Origin of the sequence: Streptomyces sp. Ag109_G2-15 (assembly GCF_900215565.1) — a bacterium.
Classification (GTDB): domain Bacteria; phylum Actinomycetota; class Actinomycetes; order Streptomycetales; family Streptomycetaceae; genus Streptomyces; species Streptomyces diastatochromogenes.
Genome location: NZ_OCNI01000002.1, coordinates 585,265 through 602,180 on the forward strand (window position 1 = coordinate 585,265; position 16,916 = coordinate 602,180).

A 16,916-nucleotide genomic window follows, 5' to 3' on the forward strand; every position below is an offset into this window, starting at 1 on the left:
TCCTTCCGAACTGAGGGGTTCACGGTGCAGCGGTAGCGGCGGTAGAACAGTCGGGGCACAGGCCCCAGTAGATGACCTCGGCCTCGTCGATCGAAAAGCCGCTGTCGTCGGCCGCGGTCAGACAGGGGGCGTGGCCGACCGCGCAGTCGACGTCCGCGACGACGCCGCACGACCGGCACACGAGATGGTGGTGGTTGTCCCCGACGCGTCCCTCGAACCGGGCCGGGCTGCCGGGCGGTTCGATACGGCGTACGAGTCCGGCCGCGGTGAGCGCGTGGAGCGCCTCGTACACGGCCTGGACGGAGATGTGGCCCACGCGGTCGCGCACGCCGGACGTGATCGCCTCGACATCGAGGTGATCACCGTGCCGGACGGTCTCGAGCAGCGCGACACGGGCCGCCGTCACCCGCAGGCCGGCACCGCGCAGCTCCTCGGCGGTGGTCGGAGTCTGGGATGAGGTCATGACCCCGAACCTACCCTCATAAACACGAGAGATTCAAGAAAACGAACGATGCAATTTTGGCCACGTGTCGTCGACCGGAATGTGCCCGGCAGGCACGAACGCATCATGCTGCCGCGAGTCCGGGGCGACCGCGCGCCGAGCCGAGGGGTCCTCCGAACGGGTGAGCGCACGGTTCCGGGGCCGGCACCTCAGCCGTGGCACGCGTCCCTCGCGTACCGGCGGGCCAGGGCGTGGAAGGCCTCCTTGGGCTCCCAGTGCCGAGGCGAGGCGGGGTCGTACGGGCGGTCCTCGACGGTCCTGGTGATGGCGTAGCTCGCCAGGTCGAGGTCGTGCCGGGGGTCGCCGGGACGGTGCGGGGCGTCGAGGGTCACGAACTCGAAGGCCATCGCCGCGTACAGGTCGAGCGAGGAGAAGACGTCGAGGAGCCGCATGAGGTAGGCGGCCTGGGTGCGCTCGCTGCGGACCGGGTCGCCCTTGATCTCCTCGGGGTCCTTGTCGTGATCGACGATGTTCCAGCCCATGCCACGGGTCTCGGGCGCGCCCACGTAGGCGCAGGTGCCGAACTCGGTGATGGCGAGGGGTTTGCCCCAGCGCAGGTAGCGGCGCAGCTCCCGTACGTAGTCGGCGCGGCGGGGGAAGTACGAGTAGTAGTCGATGCCGACGATGTCGAAGAGCCGCCAGTCGACCACGTCGTCCTGGGCGGCCGCGTAGCTGAGCCGGCCGTGGAAGACGGAGCGGCCGACCGCCGCCGCCTTGGCCGTGAAGCGGTCCAGGCGGCGCTGCATCCTGACGGGGTCGACGTTGCCGTCCAGCAGGTTCTGGACGCGTTCGAGGACGGTGTCGCCCGGGACGATGCCGGGCACGAACAGCCAGAACTCGCAGCCCACGCTGAGGTCGACGCTTGCGCCCTGCCGGCGCAGCCGCTCCGCGAACCGGCCGGTCTCGGCGAGGTGGTCCAGGATGTCCGGTTCGGGGACGTCACCGAGGGTCGGCTGCAGCCAGACGTGCAGACCCCGCTCGGCGGCCTCCGCGGCGGTGGCCGTGAGGCGCTCCACGCCGTCGCCGGTGACGTCCACGGTGTCGGCGTGCAGCTCGTCGCGGATGGCGCGGATGTCCCGGCGCATCCGGGCCGTACGGAAGCCGGTGGCCGGTGTCCCGCCCGCGCCGACGGTGTAGACGACACCCCGATGGCCGAGTCCGTGCCGCCTCTCCCCCGCTCGGGCCGGGCCCGCCGGCAGCAGCGTCGCGGCGAGCCCGGCGGACGCCATCGCGGCGAGGAACCGTGCGCGGTCGATCCCTTGGGTCTTCTGGGTCTTCTCCATGCGGCCACCCTGGCGGGAGCGGGCCCGCCCGCGCCGTCCCCCGATGGTCTACGACCCGGGGCCGAAGGGAGCGAATCGGTCGGCGAAAGTCGCGGCCGCGGCGAGGATCTGCCGGGCGACGCCCGGCTCTTCGCGAAGGACGCGGTCAAGGGCGGTGGCCATCAGGACTGATGTGCCAGGAGCCGGAGGCGGAAGACCATGCGGTCGACGCCCGGGCCGTCGTGGTCGTGGACGGGGCCGGTCACCGTGAAGCCCATCGCGGTGTGGAAGGCGAGGGAGCGCTCGTTCTGCGGAGAGGTGATCGCCCGCACCTCGGTACGGTGTTCGACGGCGGCCATGTCGAAGAACCGCTGGTAGAGGCCACGGGCCAACCCTTCCTTGCGGGCCCGTGGCGCCACTCCCACGAAGTGGATGTACGCGGCGTCGGGCACCGACGGGGACATCAGCCCGACCAGGAACCCGGCCAGGCCATCGCAGTCCTCGGCGACCAGGCTCGTGCGATGGAAGTGGTCCAGGAACAGCCGGGGCAGCACCGAACGCATCGGACGCTCCCACCACTCGTCCACGACGGCGATGATGCGGTCGTAGTCCTCGGGTTCGGCCGGCCGGACGTGCGCACTCCGATTCATGATCACGGATGCTGCCAGCGGACCCGCCGGCTGTCCACGTGGCACCGGAGATCGGCCCCGTTCACTCGTGCGGGTGCACCGGTCCAGCCGTCCGTGGCATCCCGGGGGTTCCGTCGTTCGGCAGCAGTGTGATGTTTGCAACGCGATGTGATGGAGAGGGGCCGAACGGGCAACGCTCCCCTTCATGCCCCACGCGAACCTCCTGCGGCAGGTGATTGGATGACAACGGCGACGACCCGGGCGAACCGGACGCCGCCCGCTCGAACCAACTCGGGCTCGGGCTCGGGCTCGGCGAGATCCTCCCCGCCCGTCGCCATGTCCTCCCTGCCGTCCCTCACCGGGCTGCGGTGGGTCGCGGCGCTGCTGGTGTTCGGGCTGCACGTGAACAACTTCGGCTATTTCGGAGGCGGCGCCGGTCGCATCGTGACCTGGGCGTTCGGTGCCGGCGCCACCGGCGTGTCGTTCTTCTTCGTGCTGTCCGGTTTTGTACTGACGTGGTCCGCGCGGCCGCGTGACCGTGCGCTCGCCTTCTGGCGGCGCCGCATCGCGCGGGTCTACCCGGTGCACCTGGTCACCTTGGCCGTGGCGCTCGTCATGACGTACACGCTGGCCCATCAGGCGAAGCCGACGCCCTCTCAGGCGCTGGCCAACGTCCTGCTGCTGCACTCCTGGTGGCGCCCCTGGTGGCAGACGCTGAACCCGGTCAGCTGGTCGCTGGCCTGCGAGGCGTTCTTCTACGCCGCCTTCCCGCTGCTGATCCTGCTGCTGCGCCGGCTCGGCGCGCGCGGCGCGACGGCGCTGGGCGGGCTGTCGGTCGTGGCGGTACTGGTCCTGGCCTGGGCGGACGCACACCACTGGATGGCCGAGTCGATCTACTCCCTGCCCGCCGCCCGCCTGCCGGAGTTCGTCCTGGGCGCCGTCACGGCCCGGCTGGTGCTGCTCGGACGCTGGCGCGGGCCCGGTCTGGAGGCCTCGCTCGCTCTCGCGATCATCGGGTACTTCCTGGTCCCGCAGGTCACGCCCGGCTACTCCGCCACGGTCTGCACCATCGCCGGGTTCACCCTGCTCATCCCGGCCGCGGCGGTCGCGGATGCGCACGGGCTGCCCTCGCTGTGGCGGCACCGGCGGATGGTGCGACTGGGGGAACTGTCGTTCGCCTTCTACATGATCCACCTGCTGGTCCTGCGCGCGGGCACCAACCTGCTCGGCACGAAGCCGCACTTCGGCTTGCTGGCGGGTCTCGCGGTCACCACCGTCGCCTTCACCCTCTCCCTCGCGCTGTCCTGGCTCCTGTACGAGGCGGTGGAACGCCCGGCGAGACGCCTGCTGCTGCGCCGCCGCCGGACCGGCACCGGGCCCGCTCCGCAGCGGGAGTCGGTGCCGTCCAGCCGTGAGACTCCGGTGGCGGTGCGAGAGTGAGCAGGCCGTAGCCCGGACAGCCGTGTGCCGGCCCCTTCGGAAGGGACCGGCACACGGGATGGGGTCACTTGGTGGCGCAGGAGTTGGCGACGGCCGGGTTCAGCAGCCCGATGACGTCGATGCTGTTACCGCACACGTTGAGGTCGAGGTCGACCGGGATCTGGATGACGTTGCCGGAGACCACGCCCGGGCTGTCGGTGGCGACGCCGACCGGGTTCGGGTCCGCCGCGTGGGCGGCCGTCGTGCCTGCCAGGGCAAGGGCACCTGCGAGAACTGCTGTGGTAGCAAAGCTGCGCATACGCATGAGTTGCCTCACTGGTTGACGTAGGGACCCTTCCATGAGAGCGGCACCGGGAGTCGGCCGCCTCCTCTGGTACGCCGATCGGGACTACGGGAACCGGGTGACCTTTGAGGGGACCGTGTCCGTGCCCGAGGTGGGGGCTCCCGTGGTGTTGACGACGTGGGCGTACTGGCCCTTGCCGCCGAGGGAGATCACCAGCAGGTCGTGCATCCTGATGCCCGACGTGGCCGGAACCTGGAAGCCGTGGGCCTGGACGATCGTGGGATCGGCCGTGTAGTTGCAGTAGCTGCCCAGCCCCCATGCCTCGTGCGTGGTGACCGAGTCCGCGACCTTGTAGGCCGCGTAGCCGACGATGCCGTCGTGGGTGATGGCGGCGGCGTTCGGGGCGTCGTACGCCTTCTCGTTCTGGAAGAAGATCGTGCGGCCGCGTTCTCCGTTCCAGTACACGTCGTACTTGTTGAAGTGTTCGACGAACAGGCCCGTGGCCAGGACGTCGTTGCCGTTGACCCGCAGGCCGTAGTCGGCGCGGTTGGTGTCCCAGCCGACGCCGCTGCCGTGGTCGGCGCGCCAGATCCAGGTGTGGTCGATGACGACGTTGTTGCTGTTGACCACCACGGAGTTGGTGGCGAGGCCGGGTCCGGCGCCGCCGATGCGGACGAACACGTCCTGCATGGTGGTGGGGTTGGCGGAGTGGTCGGCGGTGGAACCGGGGGTGCCGATCCGCAGGAGTGTGTCGGAGTTGACGGAGCCCGCGTCGATCAGGAATCCGGCCAGCTTGACTCCGTCGACGTCGGCCACGTGCATCGCGTCGATGCCGTTGTCCGGGACGAGGGTGGCGAGGCCGAGGCCGAGGACGACGGTGTTGGCGCGGGTGACGTCGATGGTCTGGTCGAGGTGGTAGACGCCGGGCGTGAAGAGGAGGTTGAGACCCTGGGCGAGGGCCGCGTTGATGGTGGCGGCGGTGGCGCCCGGCTTGACGACGTAGAACTGGTCGAGCGGGATCGAGGTGCCCGCGTTCGCCGGCCAGGAGACTCCACGGGCGTCGGTGCGCTTGGCCGGGACGAACACCTTGTAGGCGGAGCCGTCCAGGTAGAGGAACGGCTTCTCGCGCGAGACCGGTGTCGTGTCCAGGGTGGTGTACGGGCCGCTGTCGAAGTTGGTCGCGGGTGCGCCCTGGACGCCGGAGAAGGTCATGTTCCACACGCCGTTGGTCCAGCCGCCGACCGAACTGTCGCGGGTGTACCACTGCTGCTGGGAGTACGGGCCGACCGTGCCGTCGATCTTCGAGTCGGCGATGTAGCCGCCGGAGGCCCAGCCGTAGCCGTTCGGGGCGAGGTTGAGGCCGCCCTGGACGTGGATACGGCGGAAGGGTGCCGCCTGGGCGACCGCCCAGCGGTCGGTGCCGTTGGAGGGCTTGATGGCGAGGTTCTCCGCCGAACGCCAGAAGTTCTGGGTGGCGTTCCCGTTGAACCAGCCCGCGTCCACGGTGACGTCACCGTTGATCTGGGTGTCGTCGGGGTTCAGGCCGAGGCCGGAGATGGACGTGTAGAAGCCGATCTGGGCGTTGATGCCGTTGTAGGTGCCGGGCTTGAGCAGGAACTGGTAGCGGCCGGTGCCGAACTGGCTGGACTCCTGCTGGGCGAAGACGTCGTCGAACTTCTTCTGGAGGTCGGGGGTCGAGGGGTCGACGACGATGACGTTCGGGCCGAGGTCGCCGCCGCCCTGGACCGGCGGGGTGCCGGTGGAGCCGGTGTGTACGGCGACCTCCCACAGCGAGTAGCCGTAGCCGGTTGCACGTGCGGTGCCGTAGATCCGGACGTAGCGGCCGGAGCCGCTGACGTCGTAGGAGGCGGTGCCGCCGCTCGCGCCGGTCACGTTCTTGAGGGTGCTCCAGTTCTGGCCGTCGGAGGAGGCCTGGATCTGGAAGTCCTTGCCGTACGCGGTCTCCCAGGTGAGGTCGACCTTGCACAGGTCCTTGACGGATCCGAGGTCCACCTGGAGCCACTGCGGGTCCGCGGCCTGGCTGGACCAGCGGGTGCCGGTGTCGCCGTCGAAGGCGGCGGAGGCGGGGGTGCCGGCGTTCTCGGTGGAGGAGGCGGTGGCCGGCCTGCCCTGGGCGGCGTTCGCGGTGCCGCAGGTGGGCTGGGTGTCGCTGGTCGAGCCGAACACCTGGAACTCCCAGAGGGAGTAGCCCCATGGGGTCGCGCGGTGCACGCCCAGCATGCGGACGTAGCGGCCCTGCCCGGACACGTCGAGGGTGTCGACGCCTCCGTCGGAGCCGGTGACGGACTTCAGGTCGGTCCAGGTGGTCCCGTCCCCGGATATCTGGACCTTGTAGTCCTTGGCGTAGGCGGTCTCCCAGTCGAGGACCACCTGGGTGACCGAGGCGGTGGCGCCCAGGTCGATCTGGAACCACTGGTCGTCGGTGGCGGCCGAGGACCAGCGCGTACCGGTGTCGCCGTCGACGGCCTTGGCCGCGGTGGTGCCGTAGTTCTCCTCGGAGGACGCGGTGGCCGTCCTCCCCTGCGACAGCGGGGTTTCGGCCGCGGCGGCCGGTGGATGGGTGGTGGGCAGGGCGATCAGCGCTGCTGCGGCGGCCAGCGCGATGCCCAGGGATCTCCGTCTCATGGGGCGGCTCCGTAAGCTTCGAGGCTTAGTTCAGGTTTTGATTTAAGTGGTGAGCCAAGCCCGCGACAAGCCTTCGGAATCCGAATCCTTCAACTTTCGTGTGACGTCTGTCCGTTGACCATGTTCAGCAGGGCGGCGTGCGTCTCGGCGTCGGCCGCCGCGATCAGCCCGCCCGCGCCCGTGTGCACGGGCCGGCCGTGGAGGTCGGTGACCGTGCATCCGGCGGCCCGGCACAGGGCGATCCCGGCGGAGAAGTGCACGCTGTCGCGCAGGTCGCCGTCGGTGACGTACGCGGCCCGGCGGCCGGCGGCCACCCAGGCGACCGCGACCGTCGTGGAGACCACTCGCGGCCAAAACAGCCGTATGAACTCCGGGTCGGCCAGGAGCCGGACCGCCTGGAAGCCGGGGGCGTTGGGGAACGGCGGGTCGAGGTTGACGTCCACCAGCCGGGATTCGGGCGAGGGCGCCAACTCCTCGTCCCCGCCGTCGAATCGGACGCGGGCTCGGTGCCCGTCGGTCCAGAACACCTCGCCGCTGAACGGGTCGGCCGTCGCGGCCGCCGTGATCTCGTCGTCCACCCGCAGGGCCACGTTCACCCCCACCAGCATGTTCCGCACCGCGTAGTTGAGGGTGCCGCACAGCGGGTCGACCAGCCAGCGGCGCCGTGCTGCCACGGCGCCGCTGCTTCCGCTCTCCTCACCCGTCACGGCGTCGCCGGGCCGGGCGGCGCGCAGTACGTCGACGATGGTCTTCTCCGCCGCGAGGTCCGCCTCCGTCGCGAAGTCACCGGCGGACTTGTCGAAGCGGGCCAGCCGTCCGCCGTACATCTCGCGGACCACGGCCGCGCCCGCCTGTGCCGCCGTGAGGGCGAGTTGGGCGTCCGACTCCGAGTTGATCATCCCCATGCGCGCAGGATAGCCGCGCTCGTGCTCACCTGCTCCGTGCCTGCCCGGTCGGGGTGAGGGACAGCGTCTGCTCGGCCGGGGTGCGGCCGCCGCCGACGGAACTGCCGCTGGTGTCCGTCCAGTTGCGCGCCGGAGTGGTCTCGGCGCGTCGGCCGGAGGTTCCGGACAGGGCGAGGACGAGGCCGCTGTAGCGGTTGACCAGACGGTAGCCGCCGTCGCCGGAGGAGCTGCGGATCAGGAACCACTGCTGACCGACGGTCGGCCCGCCGGCCGGTGCCGCGGTGACGGTCGGCCGGGCGCCCCAGGCACGGCCGGCGGTGGCGGCGGAGTCGACGCCCAGCAGACGGCCGCTCGCGGCGTTGGCGAGGGTGAAGGCGCCGTCGCCCGTGGCGGTGAAGGTCCACGACTCCCGGGCGGACCCGGTGGGGGACGCGACGGACGTCGTGGCGGAGCCGCCGGAACTCTGGACGAGGACCCGGCCCGTGCCGGCGGTGATCCGGTAGCGGCGGCTGGTGTCCACCGGCGGCACGGCGGGCCGGTCGGAGTCGATGGTGACGTCGACGTACTCGCCGGAGGAGTCGTGGGAGCAGCCGAAGGAGCAGTACGAGCGGAAGGTCCTGCCGACGACGGTGGAGCTGGTCCGGTTGGCGCTGTCGAGGAACCAGCGGTACCAGGAGGCGTTGGTGTAGCCGCCGGTGTCCCCGATCAGGTGCCACTTCTGGGTGGTCAGGTCGTCGGTGGCGTAGAGGTACTGCGGTGAGTCGCCGCTCTGGTCGACGGCCTGCGGTTCGCCGATGTACAGGCCGAGGTAGGCGTCGTAGGCGATGTTCATGACGAACAGCGGCGAGGTCGGGGGCGTCTTGCCGGCCGCGATCTGCTGGGCGGTGGTGCCGGTGTTGGCCGGGTCGTACTCGGCGGAGGCGGGGGTGTAGCCGGTGGGGTGATCGGCGTCGACGGGGACGATGTTGCTCTCCTTGCCGCCGGTGCCGGGCTGCGACCACGCGCCGTCGTACCACTTGCGCCAGGAGCCGGGGGCCATCTTCGCGGAGATCGGGGCGCGGGCCACGTGCTCGTAGAACGCCTTCCAGCCACCGCTCTTGTCGATGATCCGGGAGCCGTAATAGACGTAGAAGTAGCCGGAGGCGGTGTCGACGAAGAGGCGCTGGTCGCCGTCGCCGTAGGAGTACGTCTGGTTCGGGAAGGCGGTCGTGTCCCCGCGCTTGGTGCTGTACGGGGACGTGAGGACGTGGTCCTTGATGGACCAGGTACGGCCGCGGTCGGTCGAGACGGCGTAGTCGATGGCGTCGTAGTGCAGCCCGTCGCCGAAGGGCTGCGGGGTGAACTCGTTGTGCACCAGGCCGTACCAGTCACCGGTGTCGGGGTCGATCCACACGCCGGACAGGTCGCAGTAGTTCTTCTGGGCGTAGCCGGAGCCGCTCGGGGCGTACGTCGCCTCGCGGCCGGTCGGGCTGTTGTTGCACCGCCAGGTGGTGTCGTCGTTGCGGTCGGCGTTGTTGGCGGGGTTGACCGCCTTGCTCAGCGTCTTGTCGAAGGTCGCGGTGTCGAAGTCCCTGCCGGTGTAGAAGTCCCAGGTGCGCGGGTCCTTGGCGCCGTAGAGGGCGGCGGACTGCTGGTAGTGGAAGGTGCCGTCCTTGTCGGTGTACGGGGCGGCGGGGGTGTCCGTGGGGTGGGTGAACGGCACCGGGGTCCCGACGCTCACGCGGTAGGTCGCGTCGGCGGCCGGGGGCGCGGCGGACGCCGGGGCCGGTGTGCCGCCGCCCAAAGTCAGGGCGGCGGCCGCGGCCAGGGCGCCGCCTGCTCTGCTCAACAGTCGCACGGGTGCTCCTTGTTGCCGAAGGGCCTGTTGCACCGGAACGATCCGGGCCCGGCGGTTGCTCCGGCAATGGACTCCCGTGCTCCGCCTCTTGCACTTTCTCGGCGGGGTGCCGCTCAGCGCACGCCGTCCACGCCGGCCGGGAGCGGTGTCTCCCAGGCCAGTTGGCGGATCAGCGCGTCATCGACACGAGAGACGCCGGGAGCCGCGGAGCCATCGCGTGCGGGGCTGTGGGTGCCGCGGGAGATGCCGCCGCTGACGGTGATGTTGTGTTCGACGCGTGGGCGGCGGTGCTGCTCGTAGACGGCGAACGCGGTGCCCGGGTCGGGGGTGTCGCGCAGGGCCTTGGCGAGGACGACGGCGTCCTCCAGCGCCATCGAGGCGCCCTGTCCGGTGGCCGGGGAGGCTGCGTGGGCCGCGTCGCCGATGAGGAGGACGCGGCCCACGTGCCAGGGGGTGCCGAGCGGCATCTCGGCGGCGTTGACGACCATGATGCGGTCGGCGCAGGCCGCGACGATGTCGCCGGCGGGGGTGGCGTCCCTGCGCAGGACGGGGAGCAGCTCCTCGCGCCGGTCGGCGGCCGTGCGGTGCCCAGGCCCGCCCGTGGGCAGCGGCTCGCCGGCGACGCGGGCGAACCAGTACGTCTCCCCTGTCGGCGAGACCGTGTACCCGAAGGCGGATTCACTGCCGCGCACCATGGTGATGGCGCCGGTGTCGTCGGTCGCGGGGGTGCCGTCCGTGTAGCCGTAGAAGACGCGCTGGCCCGCGTACCGGGGCTGCGCCGCGAGGGCGGCGACCTGTCGGCGCACGGCCGAGTTGAGGCCGTCGGCGCCGATCAGCAGGTCTCCGCTTGCGGTGCTGCCGTCGGCGAAGTGCGCGGTGACGCCGTCGGGGCCGTCGTCCACGGACACCAGGCGGGTGCCGTGGCGCAGGGCCATGCCGCGCCGGGCCGCCTCGGTCTGCAGGGCCGCGTTCAGCTCGCCGCGCCGCAGGCAGCGGTATCGCAGGGCGGGGTCGTGCGCCCCCGCGAGCGGGGCGCGCGTCACCTCCGCGCCCCCGCTGTCGAGCAGGCGCAGGGAAGTCAGCGGAAAACCGATGGCGGTGACGGCGTCCGTGGCGTCGAGCTGGGCCAGGGCGCGCATGCCGTTCGTCGCCAGGGTCAGGAAGGCGCCGATGTCCTCGGCGGTGTCGGGGTGTGCCTCGCAGAGGGCGACGTCGTGTCCCGCCTTGTGCAGGCCCAGCGCGGCCGCCGTGCCCGCGATGCCGCCGCCGATCACCAGTATGCGTGCCATCGGATCCACCCCACCGTCCCGTTCGGGTACCTCGGCCGGTGGCACAGGTACGCCATGAACGGCGGGCGGGCAAGAACGCGGTGTCACATCCGGTCGCGTCCGGGGGCCCGGCCCGCGCCACGCCCCTGGACGCGACCGGACTCCGGGCTCACTGGGCGAGCTGCTGGTACATCGCCGTGAGGTCCTGCGAGAGGACCGACTTGACCCAGCGGGTGGTGTCGTCGCCGAGCACCTCGTACGCCCCGGACTCGATGCCGTCGAGGGCGGCCACGGCGATGTCGTGGGCACTGGCCTTCGGGGCGTCGAGCCCGGCCGTCATGTCGGTGTCGACGTATGCCATGTGAAGGCCCGTCACCTGGATGCCGCGGGACCGGAGCTCCAGGCGCAGGCTGTTGGTCTGCGACCACAGGGCGGCCTTGGTGGAGCTGTAGCTGCTGCCGTCGGCGAGCCAGGACAGGGCGGAGTGGACGTTGAGGATGTGGCCGCCGCCGTTGCGCTCGATGACCGGCACGAAGGCGCGGGTGAGGAGCAGCGGGCCGTAGTAGTTGATCTCGAACTCGCGGCGGACGTCCTCCAGCGGCGAGCTGAGCACACGGGCGCCGGTCGAGGCGCCTGCGTTGTTGATCAGCACGGTCACGTCCGGCGCCTGCTCGGCCAGGGCCGCCACGGAGGCGGGGTCGGTGACCTCCAGGTGCAGCGGGACGGCGTCGGGGTGGGTGACGGTGCGCGGGTCGCGGGCGGTGGCGTACACCTTCCCGGCTCCCCGCGTGTACAGCTCCTCGACGAGGGCCTTCCCGATGCCCCGGCTGCCACCGGTGACGAGGACGACGGAGTTCTTGAGTGCGGTCACGGCAGTCTCCAGACAGGTGAAACCGATCGGTTTCCACCATCGTAAACCGATCGGTTTCCCGACTCAAGGCGGGGTGACTCAGGGGTGCGGGGCGGGCGGCTCCCGCACGGTCCGCTCCTGGGTCAGATCCGCGAGGAGCCGGGCGACGGTCACCGTCGGGTCGTCCTTGTGGCCGTGCCAGCGGTCGAAGGTCTCGGCCGCGGCTTCGGCGAAGGTGCCGGGCAGTCCGGTGTCCCGCCAGGCCCGGGCGATCTCCCGCATCTCCGGCTCCCAGCGCCAGGCGCGGGGCTCGGCACCCGCCAGCTGCTCCGGCCGCGCCAGCGGGGTGCCGGGCAGCAGGTGGGCCGCCAGGTCCAGCAGGTCGTCCAGCACGCCGTGGCCGTCGGCGAGGGCGAGGGTCTGGGCGGCCAGGGCGTACGAGATCTTGTTGTAGGCGGCGAAGGCCAGTTTGAGCGCGGACGCCCGCCCGAGGGGCCGTCCAGCGCGACCGGGGTGAGCAGACTGCCGGCGAACAGCACCGAGACCTCCTCGACGGCCGCCGCGTCCCCCGAGAGGTAGAGCCTGGTCTGTCCTGCCGCACGGGGAGGGGGGCCGGTGATTCCGCCGTCCACCACGGTGACCGCGCCGCCCCGGAAGAGGGCGCCGATCTCCGCCGTCGCCCGGGGGCTGATCGCGTTGGCGTCGACGTAGATCCCGCGAAAGCCGGTGGCCGCGATCTGCCGGGCCACGTCGAGCGCCGCGGCCGGAGGGCACACGCTCAGGACGACGTCACACGTCCCCGCCAGCTCCGCCAGGCTGCCGGCGGGGCGCAGCCCGGCCTCGGCGGCCCGCTCCCGGGTGGCCGCCGAGCGCCCTTCCGGCACCCACCACACCCTTGCTCCCGCCATCACGGCCTGCGCCGCCACGCCCGCGCCCATGGCACCGGGGTGCACGATTCCCACGTCTCGCCCAGTCATGCCGGGACCCTAACGCCGCGCCGGCGCTTCGCCTTTCTCCCAAGCCCGCCGAAAACCACGACCCGAATGTAGCGATCATGACAATCGCGGGTACGCATGCCCGTATGCCGTTACGTCGATCACGATCGGGACGAAACAGGTTCGCGGCGGTCATCGCCGCCGTGGCACTCATCCTCGTGGGCTGTCAGAACGGAAGCTCCTCCTCCGACCACGGTCGGCAGGAGCTGACCGTGGCGGCGCTGCCGCTCACCGACTCGGCGGCCCTCTATCTCGCCCGGGACCGGGGACTGTTCGCCAAGGAGGGCCTGGACGTGCGCATCCGGCCCGTGCAGCAGAGCATCCAGGCGCTGCCCGCGCTGATCAAGGGCCAGGTGAGCGTGATCGCGAGCGCGAACTACGTCACCTACCTCCAGGCGTACGAGAAGGGCACCCTGGACCTGCGCATCCTCGCCGAGGGCGTCCGGATCGCCCCGCACATGATGGACGTCCTGGTGCCCAAGGACTCCGCGCTCAGGACTCCGGCGGACCTCGCGGGCAAGAAGGTCGCCGTCGCCGTCCTCAACAACATCCAGTCGCTGACCCTGAACGCGATCCTCGACGCCAAGGGCGCCGGCCGGCCCGTGTACCGGCAGATCCTCTTCCCGCAGATGGGCCCCGCTCTGGAGCGGGGGCAGGTGGACGCCGTGCACGCCGTCGAGCCCTTCGACAGCGCGATCCGGGGCGAGTTGGGCGCCCGGGTGCTCCTGGACGGCGACTCACCGCCCGTGCAGGGCCTGCCCGCCAGCGGGTACGTCACCACGCGCGACTTCGTGCAGAAGCACCCGAAGGCGGCGGCAGGCTTCCGGCGTGCCATCGAGGCGGCCTCCGAGATCGCCGCCCAGGACCCGGGTGCCGTACGCGCGGAGCTGCCGAAGTACACCAAGGTGACCGCGGACCAGGCCAAGGCGATCCACCTGCCCACGTATCCGGCGACCGCCGACCCCGCGCAGCTGCGCCGTCTCGTCCGGCTCATGCGTGACCAGGGGCTGCTGGAGAAGGACATCGACCCGGCGCCCCTGCTGGCCCGATGACCCGGCGTCGGGAGTTCCTGCTCGGCGTCCTCGGCGCGGTGCTGGCCTTCGGCGCCTGCGAGGCGGTCAGCCGGGCCGGGATCGTCCGGCGCAGCTATCTGCCGCCCGCCTCCGAAGTCCTGGCCCGCGCCGCACAGTTGGCGGGTGACGGAGCCTTCCTCGACGGGATCGGGGCCACACTGCGCGCCTGGGCGCTGGGCCTCGGCCTCGCCTGTGCGATCGCCGTACCGCTGGGGCTGCTGCTGGGCACGGTGCCGGTCCTCGACGCCGCCGTGCGCGCGGTCGTGGAGTTCCTGCGGCCGTTGCCCTCCGTCGCGCTGATCCCCCTGGTGTCGCTGCTGCTCGGGTCGGGCACCGGTGCGGAGGTGACGCTGATCGCGTACGCGTCGGTGTGGCCGGTGCTGTTCAACACCGTGTACGGCCTCGCCGAGACCGATCCCCTGGCCAGGGACACCCTGCGGGCCTTCGGCTTCGGACGGCTCGGGGTGCTGCTGCGGGTGGAACTGCCGGGCACCGCCCCGTTCATCGCCGCCGGGGTGCGGATCTCCGCCGCGGTCGCCCTGATCCTGGCCGTCGCCTCGGAGATCCTCTCCGGGTTCGGCGACGGGCTGGGCATCTTCATCGCCCAGGCGCAGACGGCCACGGACGGCACCCGGGACGTCCTGGCGGGCGTCCTGTGGGCGGGGACCCTCGGGCTGGTGATCAACGGGGTTCTGGTCGGCGCTGAGCGGCGGCTGTTCGCGTGGGCCCATGAACCCCGGGACGCACAGCGGCGGTTCGGGCCCGAGCGGCAAGGGGTCCGGGCATGACGGCGCAGGCGCGGCTCGGCCGCCGGATCCCGCGCGGCTCCGCGACCCACCGGGCCCGTACCGCCGTACCCTTCCTGCTGCGCTGGTCGGTGCTGCTGCTCGCCGTCGCCTGCTGGGAGGCGGCCGCCCGCAGCCGGGGCAGCGTGTACTTCCCGCCGCCGCTCCGCATCGCCCGCCACGCCCACGACCTGTGGTTCTCCGGGTCGGTGGGGCATCTCTTCCTCACCACGGCGGCCGTCGACAGCGTCCTGCCCAGCCTCGGCCGGATGGCGGCCGGCTTCGTGATCGCCGCCGTCACCGGGATCCTGCTGGGCCTCGCGGTGGGCCGCTCGCGCCGGGCGTACGCGCTGTGCAACCCGGTGCTCCAGTTCGCGCGGGCCGTCCCGCCGCCCGCCCTGGTGCCGGTGTTCGTCGTCGTCCTCGACTTCGGTACGCCGATGCAGGTGGCGTCGATCGCGTTCAGCGCCGTGTGGCCGGTGCTGGTCAACGCGGCGGAGGGCGCCCGGGCCACCGATCCGCTGCGGCTGGAGGTGGCGGCGGTGCTGCGGCTGACGGGACCGGAGCGGTTGTGGTTCCTCGTCCTGCCGTCCGCGCTGCCCCGGATCTTCGCCGGCCTCAGGCTGAGCCTGTCGCTGTCCCTGATCCTGATGGTCTTCTCGGAGCTGCTGCCGGGCACCGCCGACGGGATCGGCTTCACGCTCACCGACGCCCAGTCCCGCTCCGATCTGCTCACCGTGTGGGCCGCGTTGATGCTGCTCGGCGTACTCGGGTACCTCCTCAACACCGGACTGCTCATGGTCGAGAGGCGGCTCATCGGCCCAGGGAGGGCAGCGTGACGACAACGGTGCGCGACGCGGTGGTCCGGTTCCTGCGCGACACCGGGACGACCACCGTCTTCGGCAATCCGGGCTCCACGGAACTGCGCATGCTCCGCGACTGGCCGGACGACTTCACCTATGTGCTCGGGCTCCAGGAGTCGACCGCCGTGGGCATGGCGGCCGGACACGCCCTCGGCACCCGGCGCGCGGCCTTCGTCAGCCTGCACTCGGCCGGCGGGGTGGGGCACGCTCTCGGCGCCGTCTTCAACGCCTTCCGCGACCGGGTGCCGCTGGTGATCGTGGCCGGCCAGCAGGCGCGCTCGCTGATCCAGCTGCGGCCGTTCCTCGGCGCCGACGAACCCGCCCTGTTCCCGCGCCCGTACGTGAAGTCCGCCCGTCAGCCGGAGCGGGCCGAGGACGTGCCGGCCGTGCTCGCCGAGGCGTACCGGATCGCGACGACGCATCCGCGCGGCCCGGTCTTCGTCTCCGTGCCCGAGGACGACTGGGACCGGCCCGCCGAGCCCGTCACACCCCGCACGGTGCACTCCGCGTTCACGGCCGACCCGGACGCCCTGGCCGCGCTCGCCGCCCGGCTCGACTCCTGTGCCCGCCCGGCTCTGGTGGTCGGCCCCGGTGTGGACGACGAGGACGCACTGGAGGAGGTCCGGGCGCTGGCCGAGCGGATCCGCGCCGGGGTGTGGATCAGCCCCCTGTCCGGCCGCTCCGGGTTCCCTGAGGCACACCCGCTGTTCCAGGGGTTCCTGCCCCCGGTCGCCGGGCCGCTGGCCGCGCGCCTGGCTCCGTACGACGTGGTGGTGGCCCTGGGCGCTCCAGTGTTCACCTACCACGTGAGCGACGACGGGCCGCCCCTGGCGCCGGGCACCGACCTGTTCCACCTGGACTGCGATCCGGGCCAGGCCGCCTGGCTGCCCACCGGCACCAGCATCCTGACGACCCTGCGGCCCGCCCTCACCCGGCTCACGGAGCTGCTGAAGGAAGCGGACCGCGACCCGCCGCCGCCCCGCCCCGCGCCCCCGGCCGCCCGCGCCGGGGAGCACATCACCCCGGAGCTGTTCTTCGATCTGCTCAGCGCCCGCCTCCCGCGTGACCGGGTGCTCGTCGAGGAGGCCCCCAGTCACCGCGACGCCCTGCACACGCGCGTGCCCGTCGGCATGAGCGGCGGCTTCCTCACCACGGGCAGCGGAGCGCTCGGCTGGGGTCTGCCGCTGGCGGTCGGCCGCGCGCTCGCCGACCGGCGCCGGCTGGTGTGCGTGGTCGGCGACGGCTCGGCGCTCTACTCCGTGCAGGCACTCTGGAGCGCGGCCCGGTACGCGGCGCCGGTCACCTACATCCTGCTCGACAACGGCGGTTACGCGGCCGTCCGCGCGCTGGGCCGCCGGATCGGCGTCGAACCCGTCCCCGGAACGGACATCGGCGGCATCGGCTTCGCGGCCCTGGCCGAGTCGTTCGGCTGCCCGGCGGCCCGCGCCGAGCACCCCGACGAGCTGCCGGCCGCCCTGGACCACGCCCTGGGCCGGGGCGACGACGCGGGCCCGTTCCTGCTCCAGGTGCAAGTGGCCGGCAGCGCGGGCACCCTCTACGAGCCCTGGGCCGGGTGAC

At 72.0% G+C, this 16,916-nt stretch carries 15 protein-coding genes and 1 pseudogene; 5 read left to right on the forward strand and 11 right to left on the reverse strand.

The features are described 5' to 3' along the window. Positions 1-19 precede the first annotated feature (19 nt). The 3 genes from CRP49_RS39150 to CRP49_RS39160 form a co-directional block, all read right to left on the reverse strand. Positions 20-463, reverse strand: a complete 444-nt coding sequence (locus CRP49_RS39150) for a Fur family transcriptional regulator (protein ID WP_097258145.1) — start codon at positions 461-463, stop codon at positions 20-22. 188 nt (positions 464-651) lie between these two features. Next, positions 652-1,785 (reverse strand): abortive phage infection protein, encoded by a 1,134-nt coding sequence (locus tag CRP49_RS39155; protein ID WP_097258146.1) that lies wholly within the window; start codon positions 1,783-1,785, stop codon positions 652-654. A 161-nt stretch (positions 1,786-1,946) separates the two neighbouring features. Further along, positions 1,947-2,414 (reverse strand): GNAT family N-acetyltransferase, encoded by a 468-nt coding sequence (locus CRP49_RS39160; protein ID WP_097259268.1) that lies wholly within the window; start codon positions 2,412-2,414, stop codon positions 1,947-1,949. A 219-nt stretch (positions 2,415-2,633) separates the two neighbouring features. Between CRP49_RS39160 and CRP49_RS39165 the strand changes: the two genes are divergently transcribed. After that, positions 2,634-3,833: an acyltransferase gene (locus CRP49_RS39165; protein ID WP_097258147.1), complete on the forward strand. Its 1,200-nt coding sequence runs from the start codon at positions 2,634-2,636 to the stop codon at positions 3,831-3,833. Between the two features lie 64 nt (positions 3,834-3,897). Here CRP49_RS39165 and CRP49_RS39170 read toward each other — a convergent pair whose 3' ends face one another. From CRP49_RS39170 to CRP49_RS49440, 8 genes and pseudogenes are all read right to left on the reverse strand, one after another. Then, complete coding sequence (locus CRP49_RS39170; protein WP_097259269.1) at positions 3,898-4,131, reverse strand: chaplin; 234 nt, start codon at positions 4,129-4,131, stop codon at positions 3,898-3,900. 90 nt (positions 4,132-4,221) lie between these two features. Then, a complete protein-coding gene (locus CRP49_RS39175; protein ID WP_097258148.1) occupies positions 4,222-6,762 on the reverse strand; it encodes a discoidin domain-containing protein in 2,541 nt (846 codons plus the stop codon). Between the two features lie 89 nt (positions 6,763-6,851). Further along, positions 6,852-7,661 carry an inositol monophosphatase family protein gene (locus tag CRP49_RS39180; protein WP_218893036.1) on the reverse strand — a complete coding sequence of 270 codons (810 nt, stop codon included), beginning with the start codon at positions 7,659-7,661 and terminating at the stop codon, positions 6,852-6,854. Between the two features lie 31 nt (positions 7,662-7,692). Continuing rightward, positions 7,693-9,504: an RICIN domain-containing protein gene (locus CRP49_RS39185; RefSeq protein ID WP_097258150.1), complete on the reverse strand. Its 1,812-nt coding sequence runs from the start codon at positions 9,502-9,504 to the stop codon at positions 7,693-7,695. A gap of 113 nt (positions 9,505-9,617) precedes the next feature. Beyond that, the gene (locus tag CRP49_RS39190; protein WP_097258151.1) at positions 9,618-10,793 is read right to left on the reverse strand and encodes an NAD(P)/FAD-dependent oxidoreductase; all 1,176 of its coding nucleotides are present in this window, start codon (positions 10,791-10,793) and stop codon (positions 9,618-9,620) included. Between the two features lie 148 nt (positions 10,794-10,941). Continuing rightward, positions 10,942-11,643, reverse strand: coding sequence for an SDR family oxidoreductase (locus tag CRP49_RS39195; RefSeq protein ID WP_097258152.1), 702 nt, complete (start codon positions 11,641-11,643; stop codon positions 10,942-10,944). Positions 11,644-11,721: 78 nt separating this feature from the next. Continuing rightward, on the reverse strand, positions 11,722-12,090 hold the full coding sequence (locus CRP49_RS49435; RefSeq protein ID WP_373560446.1) for a DUF1932 domain-containing protein: 369 nt from the start codon (positions 12,088-12,090) through the stop codon (positions 11,722-11,724). A gap of 74 nt (positions 12,091-12,164) precedes the next feature. Continuing rightward, positions 12,165-12,599: pseudogene (locus CRP49_RS49440) on the reverse strand (NAD(P)-binding domain-containing protein); the annotation flags it as partial. A 161-nt stretch (positions 12,600-12,760) separates the two neighbouring features. Here CRP49_RS49440 and CRP49_RS39210 point away from each other — a divergent pair. Genes CRP49_RS39210 through mdlC form a run of 4 tightly spaced genes read left to right on the forward strand, consistent with a single transcriptional unit; the run spans position 12,761 to position 16,915 of the window. Beyond that, complete coding sequence (locus CRP49_RS39210; RefSeq protein WP_257033786.1) at positions 12,761-13,669, forward strand: ABC transporter substrate-binding protein; 909 nt, start codon at positions 12,761-12,763, stop codon at positions 13,667-13,669. Continuing rightward, positions 13,666-14,478 carry an ABC transporter permease gene (locus CRP49_RS39215; protein WP_097258155.1) on the forward strand — a complete coding sequence of 271 codons (813 nt, stop codon included), beginning with the start codon at positions 13,666-13,668 and terminating at the stop codon, positions 14,476-14,478. The genes CRP49_RS39210 and CRP49_RS39215 overlap by 4 nt, the downstream gene beginning before the upstream one ends. Continuing rightward, complete coding sequence (locus CRP49_RS39220) at positions 14,475-15,314, forward strand: ABC transporter permease (protein WP_097258156.1); 840 nt, start codon at positions 14,475-14,477, stop codon at positions 15,312-15,314. Before CRP49_RS39215 ends, CRP49_RS39220 begins: the two co-directional genes overlap by 4 nt. Continuing rightward, positions 15,311-16,915 carry a benzoylformate decarboxylase gene (gene mdlC / locus CRP49_RS39225; protein ID WP_097258157.1) on the forward strand — a complete coding sequence of 535 codons (1,605 nt, stop codon included), beginning with the start codon at positions 15,311-15,313 and terminating at the stop codon, positions 16,913-16,915. Before CRP49_RS39220 ends, mdlC begins: the two co-directional genes overlap by 4 nt. The last annotated feature ends 1 nt before the right edge of the window (position 16,916 follow it).

Coding starts and splice junctions, on each gene's coding strand:
- CRP49_RS39150 (WP_097258145.1), bottom strand. CDS start 463: ATGACCTCATCCCAGACTCCGACCACCGCCGAGGAGCTGCGCGGTGCC.
- CRP49_RS39155 (WP_097258146.1), bottom strand. CDS start 1,785: ATGGAGAAGACCCAGAAGACCCAAGGGATCGACCGCGCACGGTTCCTC.
- CRP49_RS39160 (WP_097259268.1), bottom strand. CDS start 2,414: ATGAATCGGAGTGCGCACGTCCGGCCGGCCGAACCCGAGGACTACGAC.
- CRP49_RS39165 (WP_097258147.1), top strand. CDS start 2,634: ATGACAACGGCGACGACCCGGGCGAACCGGACGCCGCCCGCTCGAACC.
- CRP49_RS39170 (WP_097259269.1), bottom strand. CDS start 4,131: ATGCGCAGCTTTGCTACCACAGCAGTTCTCGCAGGTGCCCTTGCCCTG.
- CRP49_RS39175 (WP_097258148.1), bottom strand. CDS start 6,762: ATGAGACGGAGATCCCTGGGCATCGCGCTGGCCGCCGCAGCAGCGCTG.
- CRP49_RS39180 (WP_218893036.1), bottom strand. CDS start 7,661: ATGATCAACTCGGAGTCGGACGCCCAACTCGCCCTCACGGCGGCACAG.
- CRP49_RS39190 (WP_097258151.1), bottom strand. CDS start 10,793: ATGGCACGCATACTGGTGATCGGCGGCGGCATCGCGGGCACGGCGGCC.
- CRP49_RS39215 (WP_097258155.1), top strand. CDS start 13,666: ATGACCCGGCGTCGGGAGTTCCTGCTCGGCGTCCTCGGCGCGGTGCTG.
- CRP49_RS39220 (WP_097258156.1), top strand. CDS start 14,475: ATGACGGCGCAGGCGCGGCTCGGCCGCCGGATCCCGCGCGGCTCCGCG.